General features: G+C 44.2%; 9 protein-coding genes. 6 read left to right on the forward strand and 3 right to left on the reverse strand.

Annotated features, from left to right (window positions below):
• Positions 1-26 precede the first annotated feature (26 nt).
• Entirely contained in the window at positions 27-926 is a 900-nt protein-coding gene (locus GTH32_RS00470) for a fructose bisphosphate aldolase (RefSeq protein WP_163083267.1), read from the forward strand.
• 128 nt (positions 927-1,054) lie between these two features.
• Here the strand turns inward: GTH32_RS00470 and ppx are convergent, their stop codons facing one another.
• The 3 genes from ppx to GTH32_RS00485 all read right to left on the reverse strand — a co-directional run bounded on the left by ppx (position 1,055) and on the right by GTH32_RS00485 (position 5,306).
• Complete coding sequence (gene ppx, locus GTH32_RS00475) at positions 1,055-2,593, reverse strand: exopolyphosphatase (RefSeq protein WP_163083268.1); 1,539 nt, start codon at positions 2,591-2,593, stop codon at positions 1,055-1,057.
• A 6-nt stretch (positions 2,594-2,599) separates the two neighbouring features.
• On the reverse strand, positions 2,600-4,681 hold the full coding sequence (gene ppk1 / locus GTH32_RS00480) for a polyphosphate kinase 1 (protein WP_163083269.1): 2,082 nt from the start codon (positions 4,679-4,681) through the stop codon (positions 2,600-2,602).
• Positions 4,682-4,799: 118 nt separating this feature from the next.
• On the reverse strand, positions 4,800-5,306 hold the full coding sequence (locus tag GTH32_RS00485) for a glycine cleavage system transcriptional repressor (protein WP_163083270.1): 507 nt from the start codon (positions 5,304-5,306) through the stop codon (positions 4,800-4,802).
• Between the two features lie 180 nt (positions 5,307-5,486).
• On the opposite strand from GTH32_RS00485, the gene GTH32_RS00490 reads away from it, so the two are divergent.
• The 5 genes from GTH32_RS00490 to GTH32_RS00510 all read left to right on the forward strand — a co-directional run bounded on the left by GTH32_RS00490 (position 5,487) and on the right by GTH32_RS00510 (position 12,377).
• Positions 5,487-7,700 (forward strand): ABC transporter permease subunit, encoded by a 2,214-nt coding sequence (locus GTH32_RS00490; RefSeq protein ID WP_163083271.1) that lies wholly within the window; start codon positions 5,487-5,489, stop codon positions 7,698-7,700.
• Entirely contained in the window at positions 7,693-9,252 is a 1,560-nt protein-coding gene (pstA, locus tag GTH32_RS00495) for a phosphate ABC transporter permease PstA (protein ID WP_163083272.1), read from the forward strand. The genes GTH32_RS00490 and pstA overlap by 8 nt, the downstream gene beginning before the upstream one ends.
• An 8-nt stretch (positions 9,253-9,260) precedes the next feature.
• Positions 9,261-10,067 (forward strand): phosphate ABC transporter ATP-binding protein PstB, encoded by an 807-nt coding sequence (pstB, locus tag GTH32_RS00500; protein WP_163083273.1) that lies wholly within the window; start codon positions 9,261-9,263, stop codon positions 10,065-10,067.
• A gap of 31 nt (positions 10,068-10,098) precedes the next feature.
• The gene (gene phoU, locus GTH32_RS00505; RefSeq protein ID WP_163083274.1) at positions 10,099-10,815 is read left to right on the forward strand and encodes a phosphate signaling complex protein PhoU; all 717 of its coding nucleotides are present in this window, start codon (positions 10,099-10,101) and stop codon (positions 10,813-10,815) included.
• Positions 10,816-11,105: 290 nt separating this feature from the next.
• Positions 11,106-12,377 carry an inorganic phosphate transporter gene (locus tag GTH32_RS00510; protein WP_163083275.1) on the forward strand — a complete coding sequence of 424 codons (1,272 nt, stop codon included), beginning with the start codon at positions 11,106-11,108 and terminating at the stop codon, positions 12,375-12,377.
• Positions 12,378-12,407 lie beyond the last annotated feature (30 nt).

Genomic DNA, 12,407 nt, shown 5'->3' on the forward strand with positions numbered 1-12,407 from the left:
GCAGTAATATAAAAAGGAGTGTTGCAATGGCATCACAAGCACAGCAAGCTATGCTGGATAAACTAAACACGCTACCTGGTTTTATTGCAGCGTTAGATCAAAGCGGCGGCAGTACACCTAAAGCGTTACGTCTGTATGGCGTTGAAGAGTCTGAATACAGCACAGACGAAGAAATGTTCAACCTTGTGCACGAAATGCGTACCCGTATTATTACGAGTGCTCCTTTCAGTGGCGAGCGCGTGTTAGGCGCTATTTTATTTGAAAATACCCTAGACCGTGAAATTGAAGGCATGTCGAGCGCCCATTATTTGTGGCAGAAAAAACGGGTTATTCCGTTTTTGAAAGTAGACAAAGGCCTTGAAGCAGAACACAACGGTGTACAGGTGATGAAGCCCATTGCTGGGCTCGATGGTTTACTGGCAAAAGCAGTAGCCCAAGACGTGTTTGGTACGAAAATGCGCAGTGTGGTGAAACTTGCTAATCACGAAGGTATTAAAGCCGTTGTTGAACAGCAGTTTGAAGTGGGTAAGCAAATTTTAGCCGCTGGCCTTGTGCCCATCATCGAGCCAGAAGTGGATATTCATAGCCCACAAAAAGCGGAAGCTGAAGCGCTGCTTAAATTAGAAATTTTAACCCAATTAAATTTGCTCGACGAAGGTCAAGAAGTGATGTTGAAACTAACATTACCTTCAGAAGCAAACTTTTATAAAGAGTTAGTTGATCATCCGCGTGTGCTTAAAGTTGTAGCACTCTCTGGTGGCTACAGTCGTGACGATGCCAATGCTAAATTAGCTGAAAACCAAGGTATTATTGCAAGCTTTTCCCGTGCACTTACCGAGGGTGTATCTGCAAAGCAGTCGCAAGACGAGTTTGAAGCCACGTTAGATAAAGCCATTGAAAGTATTTATCAAGCTTCTAAGGCCTAATAGCCGAAAGCGAAATATGTAAGTGCTTGTTGAAAAAAGGAGAGCGAACGCTCTCCTTTTTTATGCGCGTAGTTAAAGGCCGCCTAAAGCGTACTTTTGTTGCTGTACGCAAACAATAATGGGGCGGGCTATTTATCGGATAAAACGGTCAAGCCCAAATCTAACGATTTCCAATAGCCAATTTCTCGCATTAGGTCGGCGGTAATAATAGGCTTTTCATCTAACCAACCTTCGGGGAAGGTTATTTCAATGTCGTTGCCGCCAGCTTTAATTTTAAAGTCAGGTAAAAAACCTTCTTGGCGCTTAATATTAAGCAGCACACTTAATCGTAATAACGCAATTAATCGCTTAATTGCGTCTATATCGTATAGGTTAAAACTGGGAATGTCGTTTTTGCGTATTTTCTTTCTGTGGCAACGCACTAAGGTTGCTAACAGCATTTGCTGCTCTTGTGTAAAGCCTGGCATATCGACATTCGCTAATATATAAGCACTATGACGCTGTACGCCTCGAGAGTTTATTTGCAGGCCTACTTCGTGCAATAAGGCTGCCCAACCCAGCATATTCCTAAAGTCTTGCTGTCGTAACTTCCATGTTTTATCAACTTGGTCGAAAAGGGTTAGCGCAGTATTTAAAACCATATTTGCTTGGGTAGTATCCACATCGTAGCGTGTGGCTAAGCTACTTGCGGTTCTACCGCGAATATCAGCATGGTGCAGCACATCTTCCATCTGATAGAGAACGCCCTCACGTAACGCGGCAGGGGAGTAAACCAGTGCTTCTATATTAAGTGCTTTAAACGCGGCAATCAGAATAGCTAGGCCACCGGCGATAACCACCCGTCTATCTTCGCTTAACGCGGGATAATCAAGTTCATCGATATGCCCTGCACTAATAAACTGCTTCATCAGTTTGCGTAAGCTTTTTAGGGTAACCGGAATATCGTGGCCATTTGGCCTATCTTGCTGACATAGGTTAAATAAAGTGCGTATGGTTCCAGAAGTGCCCACACATTGTACCCAACCTAGTTTGCGATAGCGTGTTTCAATAAGCTCAAGTTGTTGTGAGGCAGAGGTTATCGCCTTATCGAAGTTCTTTTTCTTCAGCTCGCCGTCGGCAAAAAACCGCTGGGTATAGCTAACGCAGCCCATTTGTAAGCTGCGGCAAAGCATGGGGGTAAGGCCTTTGCCTATTACAAACTCTGTTGAGCCCCCGCCAATATCAATAACCAGTTGCTGACCATCGGCATGATTGGTATGGGCCACGCCCGAATAAATAAGGCGTGCCTCTTCAACCCCAGAAATCACTTCTACGGGATAGGGAAGAATATCTTTCGCTGAGTTAATAAATAGACGAGCATTGACCGCTTTACGTAAAGTATGGGTAGCAACAATACGCACCGAGTCAGGCTCAAAGCCCCGTAAACTTTCTGCGATAACGCGCAGCATGGATAAACCACGCTCCATGGCTTCATCAGAAAGCACATTATTCTCATCCAGCCCTTCAGCAAGACGCACTTTTTGCTTTACACGGTGCAGTATCTGCACCGAACCAGCCACAATACGTGCTACCACTAAGTGAAAGCTGTTTGAGCCAATGTCCAATGCGGCGACTTTGTTGGAATCCCGACTCTCTACGGTGTCAAAAACAGTTTGCTGCTGCGTCATTAAATATTAACTTCCTGCTTCTTGATCTTCTATCTGCTTCAAATAGTCATAAATTTCTATTTGTGAGCGTAACTTTTTGCGGTTACCTCGCGGCACGTACTTATTGCTTTGCTCTCTGTCAATCACACGTGCTTTTAAGGTATCTTTAAACTGCAATTCCATAATATCAACAATGCGCTGTTGCAACGTTTTATCGTAAATTGGACAACCGACTTCAATACGATTATCCATATTTCGGGTCATCCAGTCTGCAGAGGAAATAAACACCTTGCGCTCACCGCCCCCTTCGAAGATCATCACCCGGGGGTGTTCTAAAAAGCGATCTACGATAGATATAATTTCGATATTTTCACTTAGCCCTTTTACACCTGGATTAAGGGAACACATACCTCGCACAATGCCACGAATTTCCATTCCCGCCTGTCCCGCTCGATATAAGTCGTCAATAAGCTCTTTATCTACCAGATTATTAATCTTAAATGTAATCTTAGCAGGCCGGCCTTCTTTCAAATGTTGAATTTCCTGACGAATAAGCGACTGAATTTTAGTTCGAGCATTCAGCGGCGATATTTGTAAGTGTTGGAATTTATACCTACGGTAAGGATAGTTTATCAGATCGAAAACGCTAACCCCCTCATCGGCAAGTTCTTGGTTTCGCGTAAACAAGCTGAAATCGGTATATATTTTAGCGGTCTTCTCGTTAAAGTTTCCGGTGCCAAAGTGGGCATAGTTTACCAGTGAACCGCGCTCCTCTCGGGTAACAATACACAGTTTAGAGTGAATTTTTAGCGTAGGTACACCTAATACAACACGGATCCCTGCATCCGTCATGCGTTTAGACCATTCGATATTTGCTTCTTCATCAAATCGGGCACGAATTTCTACAACAACGGTAACCTTTTTGCCATTATCCACCGCGTCGATTAGCGAGTTGATGATGCGAGAATTGCTGGCTACACGGTAAATATTAATGCGAATGGCTTTTACACTGGGGTCGAAGGCCGCTTGGCGTACAAATTCGGTAAAGTGTAAAAATCTATGGTAGGGGTAATACAGCAGAATATCGTGGGCTGTAATAGCATCAAATACGGTGTTGTATTTTGAGAAAGCATTCGAGTCTATTGCGGGGAGCGGCGCATGGGTTAAATATTCGCGCCCTACATTAGGAAAGCCTATGAAGTCTTTAAAGTTACGGTAGTGCCCGGCAGCGTGCATAGTATCAAGCTTGGTGATCTTTAATCGTTTCCTAAGGTCGTTTACCATATCTTCGGGCATATGGTTGTCGTAAATAACGCGAACCGGTTCAGCAATCAAACGCTGCTTCATGCTTTCAGACATTTTTTCAACGTAGCTTTCGTCAATTTCATCATTAATTGAGTATTCTGCGTCGCGGGTCATTTTAAATGAGAAAGACTCGATTTCATCAAACTTCACGAAACCACGGAAAATATCCTCAAGGCATAGCTGAATGACATCATCTAGCATAATAATGTGCTTTTGCTTACGGCTACGTTCTGGTGGAATTAGCATAAAGCGTGACATTTCACCGGTAGGAACCTGAATAACAGCAAAGCGCGTATTACGCTCTTTTCTGCGCAGTGCCACATAAAGGTATACAGACGTACCATTTAAGCGGCTTAACAAGTCTACCTTCTTATCAATTAATATAGGGGCGATATGGCGCAGAACTTTGTTTACAAAAAATTTGCGCACCCAACTTTTTTGATAATCGTTAAGCTGATTTTTACGTAAAATATGAATGTTATAGCGGGCAAGAGATTTAAGTACATCTTTGTGAATTTCATCAAATTTATCAGAGAGCTGTACTACTTTGTTTTGAATGCGTTCCATCAATTCAATTTGCCGCTCAGCTTCTGCTTCGTTGCCATCATTTTGGGCAATGGTTATTTGGCGCTTAACACCTGCGGCTCGAACGCGATAAAACTCATCAAGGTTATTGGAATAAATACCCAGGAAACGGATACGCTCTACGGCGGGGGTATTTTCATCTGCGGCTTCTTGTAATACGCGTTCGTTGAAGGCGAGCCAACTCAGCTCTTTGGGATAATATAAGTCTTCGTTATCCATAGAATTTGGTATTCACTTGTTAAAAAAGGTGACAGACTGCCATGGGTCAATGACATTGCTATGACAGTGGGGAAATCTTAAGTTGTCGGGCCAGGCCACCGCCTCGTAAGACAAGGCGTTATTGTTTAGTTTCAATTTCTACCACTAAATCGTTAGACAAAGACTCTAATGCTTGTTGCAGCGCGTCATGGTCAAATTCGGTAGGCACAGCGATTACCGCGGTAGCTTTAAACATTAAACTTCCCCAATTTGGCGCGCTCTCACAATGAGAAGTAAAGTTGACAATGTTAAGATTGAATTGGTTTAACACACTGGTGAGTTCTTGAACGATACCTGGTTTGTCGTTACCCATAACTTCAACCGACAGTTCGGTGGGGTGGGGGGTAGCAGAAGCATTGGTTTCTACTGCTTGTACTGATAAATCGCTAATACTATCTAGCGCGTCAATAAGCGGCTGCTTTTTATCGGCACTGACATGCACTTCTACAAAGCCAGTGAACATACCCGCCATATGCGCAAAACTTGAACCCAGCCAGTTTCCACTATGCTGATAAATACATTTAGCCAACGCATCAACGATACCCGGTTTATCTTTACCCATAATACTGATAACAAGGGATTGCATATAAAACTCCTGTTTCATGCCTGACAAAATGCATGTACTAATGTGGTTTGTTCGACATATTATCGGTCACAACGTGTTGACGCGATAGGTTTATCAAAAAAACTTTCGCTTGCTATTAGCATAACAAAACTTACACTGCTCACCAGTGCAAATTTAGCCTGACGATTTTAATCAATAAGAATGACTTCTGATAAAGACAGCATAAACAAATCGCGCCAGCGTCACGACAAGTGGATGCGCCATATCGTGACCATGTTTGGCGGGTTGGTTTTACTCACGCTAGTTGTACTTATTTCTCATCTTATTAGTCAGGCGCTACCCCTAGCAATGACGCCCACATTGCAGCAAGAAGCCGTCTACTCACTACCTGAAGATAACGAGTTTATTGTCAGTGGAGATATCGCAGCTGATCAGCCTATTATAATGAAGGGACAGTCATGTCATTTAACGCTATTTAATGCTGCAGATGGTACAAAGCTGGTTCAAGAACAGTCTTATATCAGCCCCTGTGAACACACCCTTTCTGCCGTTTCGCTAATGGGGGAAAATACGGTTATCGATATATCGGCCAGCGGGCAGGTACGTCTAATCCCAGTCAGAGCGCTATTTGATGTAGGTACAAGGTTCGCGACAAAAATCCCTCAAGTTAACAACAGCGCTAACACGCATACCTCGGCCCTGGCCGCGGGGTTGTCTTTTTCCGTTCCTCGGGCACTTTGGCAGGCCAAGGAAGACTGGAAGCTGGCACTATCCCAGCGTTGGGCAGCGCTAAAAATTAACACGTCTAATGGCATTTTTGTGCGCTGGGTTAACCGTAAAAACCCCACCCAAATTATTGATAGACAGTTTAATGATGTCGATGATGTGGTGTTGTTACCAGGAACGGAGATGATGGTTTTCGCCCGTAAGCGTAAGCTTTATATACTGCCGCTTCAAGGTGAAGGGAAAACCCGGCTACTTACTACACTGTCAGCCCCCATAAAAAGTAAGGGCCTAGCGAAGCAGCTATTTAGCCTACAAAAAGATCGTACTTTTTTTATTCAAGATAAGTCCTCTCGGGACACCCATTTAACAAGGTGGGTACTACGGCCTGAAAACGGTGAGCTAGGCTATGAGCAAACCTATAGTATTGCTCTTGCAAAGGGCGAAACAGTGCTTGATGTAAAAGAACATGCGAATGCTAACGCGGTGGCTATTTTAACCGATAAACCCGCCATACGCATTATCAACAGAGTAAGCGGCGAAACTGTCAATGAACAGGAATTGTCTAGCTCTGTAGTAGGTATTTCGTGGTTTGGAAGTAGGCTGTTTGGCTATAATCATGAAAAACTGTTTGTTTGGCGGGCCGAACATTTAAGTGGGGTAACAACCTGGAATTCGTTATTTTATCCCCAGCATTATGAAGGCTACGCGAAAACACAAGAAGTATGGCAAACCACCAGCGCGTCAGATTTTCAGGAAGCAAAATTTAGCCTTATCCCCTTACTTATGGGCAGTATAAAAGCCTCACTACTGGCATTATTTATTGCGCTCCCAGTGTCGTTAGGTGCGGCTATTTATACCGGTTTTTTTACCAGAAATCGGTTACGACATGCAATAAAACCCGCAATTGAAATGCTCGAAGCCGTACCTAGCGTATTAATCGGTTTTATTGCCGCAATATGGTTATCACCTAAAGCTGAGCAATTTTTGTTTTCCTTCGCTTTTTTTCTTATTACCGTCCCTATTACACTTATTTTGATTGCGCTGATTCAACGTAAGTTAGCTGATTTAATACCTCTAAGCGTGCGACACGGTAGCGAGCTGTTGTTTGCCTGTCTGGGTATTTTAGTTCTGGGGTATATTAGTGTTGAGTGGGCACCGCAATGGCTTTTTTCAGTATTAGATATTGATGGTTATGCACTGTTGTCATCGGGCAGTGAAAGCCCTATAGGTAAAACCACCATAGTGGTGGCTATTGCACTAGGGTTAGCCATATCTCCAAGTATCTACTCCCTTGCCGAAGATGCCATAAGTAGCGTGCCTCAAGATTTAAAATATGCATCGTTTGCGCTTGGTGCTACACGCCTGCAAACCTTAGTACACGTAGTACTTCACGTTGCGCTACCGGGTATCGTTGCTGCAATAATGTTAGGCTTTGGGCGGGCTTTTGGCGAAACCATGATAGTGCTAATGGTAACAGGAAACACGCCTGTGGCCAGTTGGGGGCTCATCGAAGGGCTACGGGCATTAACCGCTAACTTGGCTATCGAATTGCCGGAGGCCGATGTATCTTCAGCCCATTATCAAATTTTATTTCTTACCGCATGCATATTGTTTGGCTTTACGTTTGTCGTAAATACGGTGGCAGAGATAATACGCAGACGGTTACGGCCTAAGGGATATTATGGTTAATCTAATCCGGGGTCTCTTCACAGCCGTTCAGCGCCAATCATTAGTTATTAGCCTAAGTGCGTTTTTTACTAGTTTGCTATTAATTGGCTTGGTATACATATTCATCTTAATAGCCTCCCGGGGCGGCGCCTATTTTTGGCCAGACCCTCTCTACCTTGTTAAATACCAGCACAGCAATCAATCGTATAGCGTGTTTGCACAGATTCATGAACAAAATGAAGAAGAAAAAATAGTACAGCTTCGTTATAGCCATGCAAACAACCCCTACGGCTCTTTTCTTATGCTGGAGGAGCAAAGTATTGTTTCCCAACAGCAAGTATTGGATGTAGCAGAAATTAAACTAAACGATGGGCGTATGATTTTTGCTGCCCCCGATTTTCTGATTACGCCTCAGCATGCGCGTGCGGCGCTAGACGAATACTCACAGGTGGTCGGTGAGGTGGAAACAATTTCAAGTGAAATTGAACGTCTACAGCAAGACACATTAGCGGTTATTCATCAATCGCTGGTGGAATTAAACCGTAAAGGTGTAGAAGCCGACGCCCCTGCCCGAGAAAAACTGCAGCAAAGGTTTCGTGCGGTTTTATCTGAAATACGCGAATTAGAAACCTTACGAGACAACTACCAACTGTCAATTCGTTTTGCTGACAGTCGCACACTAACCTTGACCGTAGCCCAGATAGCGCAGATAAACTTAGTAAACCAGTTAAGTTTGACTGAAAAATGGCAAGTAGTAGCGCGCAATGTTTGGGGTTTTTTATCTCAGTCACCTAAACAAGCAAACACCGCAGGAGGCGTATTTCCAGCGCTATTTGGCACGGTATTAATGGTTTTTTTAATGACCATAATCGTTACCCCTTTTGGCGTGCTCGCGGCGATTTATTTAAGTGAATATGCGCCTGATAATAGTTTCACTACAGTTATTCGAATAAGTGTGAGCAATATGGCTGGTGTACCTTCCATTGTTTATGGGGTATTTGGCTTAGGTTTTTTTGTATACACCTTAGGCGGCAACATAGATACGTTATTGTTTTCTGATCACTTACCAGCACCTACTATGGGCGCACCTGGTGTGTTTTGGGCTGCATTGACCATGGCAATACTTACTCTTCCGGTTGTTATTGTGGCTACAGAAGAAGGCCTAGCCCGGGTGCCTAAAGGGTTGCGTTCAGGAAGTTTTGCATTAGGGGCCACCAAGGCTGAAACCATTCGTAAAATTATCTTACCTATAGCATCGCCAGGCATAATGACCGGCGTTATTCTCGCGATAGCACGCGCTGCAGGAGAAGTAGCGCCCTTGATGTTGGTGGGGGCGGTGAAGTTTGCGCCTAACCTTCCTATCGATGGCGAGTTTCCTTATTTGCACCTAGACCGGCAATTTATGCACTTAGGCGTGCTTATTTACGATGGGGCATTTCATAGTCAAACCGATGCGAAGAGCGCTTCTATGATGTTTGCCTCCTGCCTCTTGTTATTAGTCGTGGTATTTGTTTTAAATGTAACCGCCGTTATACTGCGTACGCGTCTACGCAAGCGTTATTTACAAGGTTAATTGATTGCATGCTTAAGCTGTTTCAACACAACACACCCAAAATACATGAGTTAGAGAAAGCATCATCGGCTATTGATGTGCGCGAATTGAACTTGTGGTTTGGGGACAAACACGTCTTGCATGACATATCGATGCGCATTCCAAAAAATAAGGTAACCGCACTTATAGGCCAAAGTGGATGCGGAAAATCTACCTTGCTTGGCTGTTTCAATCGGCTAAACGATTTATACAACGGCTGTAAATACAAGGGTGAAATTGTGATAGGTGGGAAGAACATCAATCATGCCAAGGTAAATGTGGCTCGCTTGCGTACGCGGGTGGGTATGGTGTTTCAACAGCCTAATCCTTTCCCCATGAGTATTTACGATAACGTGTGCTACGGGTTAAAACTGCAGGGCGTGAACATACGACGGCATTTAGACGATGCGGTGGAAAGCGCACTTAAAGAAGCCGCGTTGTGGGAAGAGGTGAAAGACCGTTTATTCGAATCTGCCCATTTACTGTCAGGTGGCCAACAGCAACGCTTGATTATTGCCCGCGCCCTAGCGTTAAAGCCAGATATTTTGCTGCTAGATGAGCCTACCTCTGCGCTAGACCCGCTTACTACTTTGTTTATTGAAGAGTTAATGGCGGAACTTAAGCAGCGCTGTACTATTGTTATTGTAACCCACAATATGCAACAAGCTGCGAGGGTCTCTGATTATACGGCGTTTTTTCATCAAGGTCGGCTAATAGAGTATGCCGATAGCGATACCTTATTCACTATGCCAGAGAAAAAACAAACCGAAGATTACATTACTGGGCGCTACGGGTAACCCGGGTGTTCATTGCAATATAGGTAACACTATGCGCCAAATCGCTTTAAATACGCACATCTCAGACACCTTTAATATAGAGTTAGAAAATCTTCGAAACTCAGTATTAACGATGGGCGGAGAAGTAGAAAAGCAGCTTATCGATACGCTAAAGGCGATAAAGTTAAACCATGCTGGGCTGGCAGAAAAAGTGGTATTAAACGACCTAAAGATTAACTCAATGGAAGTGCAGATAGATGAAGAATGTCTGCGCATTATCGCTAAGCGCCATCCCACCGCCAGCGATTTACGTTTAATAATGACTATTGCTAAGGCTATAGCCGATATAGAGCGGATGGGGGATGAAATAGAACGCATAGCCAAATTAGTAACACGAAATAAGTTACCCCACTCGTATACCATAAAAAGTAGCATGTTGTTAATTGGCGAGCGTGTAGCCGTAATGATGAGAGGCACATTTGACGCTTTTGCGCGGCAAGACGAACAGGCCGCATTAGAGGTATATGAACAAGATAATCGTATTGATAGCGAATATAAACACCTGCTTAGCTACACCACCGAACAAATGGAGAAAAGCTCAGGGGGAATGCAAGATTGGTTAGATGTGCTTTGGGCACTTCGCTCTTTAGAGCGAATTGGTGATCGCTGTAAAAATGTGTGTGAATATGTCGTTTACCTGACCCGAGGGACTGACGTAAGACATACACCACTTGAAAATATACAACAAAAATTAGACGGGTTGATATGAACTTTAGTGGCTGAATTGTCATAAAAGTGAAATATTTGGCGTAATTATCGCCGGTTGTTTGAAGTGACTATACTGAATTGCAGATTTTCGACGATTTTCACTATGGCTTAGCAGACGATTACGTTATTATGCGCCGCAACCAACAACAGATAGTGCAAAAATTACGCAAAGCCTATGAAAAGGCTCAACTCTCTTTTCATTGACACTGGTGTCTCAGATAATTGGCCACGTCATTATCTGCTGCGGCGGTATTTAGCTAACAGCGCGTACATAAACGGGAGCGATTAACCGTGGATTTTTTTGAAAGTTATGGTCTGATTCTTATACTTCTTGCAGCCGGAGTTGGCTTTGTGATGGCATGGGGTATCGGGGCAAACGACGTTGCTAATGCAATGGGAACCTCTGTGGGTTCAAAGGCATTAACAATTAAACAAGCAATTATCATTGCCATGATCTTTGAGTTTGCCGGCGCCTATTTAGCGGGGGGAGAGGTGACCTCTACCATTCGTAAAGGCATTATAGATGCAGACTATTTTTCTGCCATGCCCGAATATCTAGTATTAGGCATGATTTCTTCGCTGTTCGCGGCGGGCATATGGCTTGCTGTAGCTTCATGGCTAGGGTGGCCGGTATCTACCACGCACTCCATCATTGGTGCCATTGTAGGGTTCACCGCCACAGGCGTAAGTATGGATGCGGTAGCGTGGAGTAAAGTAGGGGGTATTGTAGGCAGTTGGGTTATTACGCCGGCTATCTCAGGTCTCATTGCTTATCTTATCTACCAAAGCGCCCATAAACTTATTTTTGAAACGAAGTCGCCGTTAGAAAACGCAAAACGCTATATACCGTTTTATATGGCACTTGCGGGCTTCATCATGTCGCTAGTAACGATTAAAAAGGGCTTAAAGCATGTGGGGCTCGAGTTTAGTTCCTACAATGGCGAATTACTGGCGGTCGCTATCGCAGTAATACTGGGTATTTTTGGTAAGTGGTTCATTAGCCGTATGAAGTTTACCGAATCACAAGATGCTGATGTGCAAACAGCGAATATTGAAAAAGTGTTTGCTTTACTAATGGTCGTTACTGCCTGCTGTATGGCGTTTGCTCATGGCTCAAACGATGTCGCTAATGCTATTGGCCCGTTAGCTGCGGTAGTTAGCGTAGTAAGTAGCGGTGGTGAGATAAGCTCAAGTGCTAAACTTGCTCCATGGATATTACCCCTAGGTGGCGTAGGTATCGTCTTGGGTCTAGCCTTGTTTGGGCAGCGCGTGATCAAAACTATTGGTCATGGTATTACCCACTTAACGCCTAGCCGGGGGTTCGCCGCCGAACTAGCCGCGGCCACAACGGTAGTTATCGCATCGGGTACAGGTTTGCCGATCTCTACCACACAAACCTTAGTTGGCGCAGTACTTGGTGTAGGTTTAGCAAGAGGCGTGGCAGCACTTAACCTTGGCATTGTTCGCAACATTGTGGTGTCTTGGATAGTAACCTTACCTGCTGGGGCCATCTTATCTATTATTTTCTTCTATATACTGAAAGCAGCCTTTGGCGTGGCTTAAGCGCATACACAGCGAAAGGGCGTTTAACCG

This window comes from Alteromonas profundi (genome assembly GCF_010500865.1).
Classification (GTDB): Bacteria; Pseudomonadota; Gammaproteobacteria; order Enterobacterales; family Alteromonadaceae; genus Alteromonas; species Alteromonas profundi.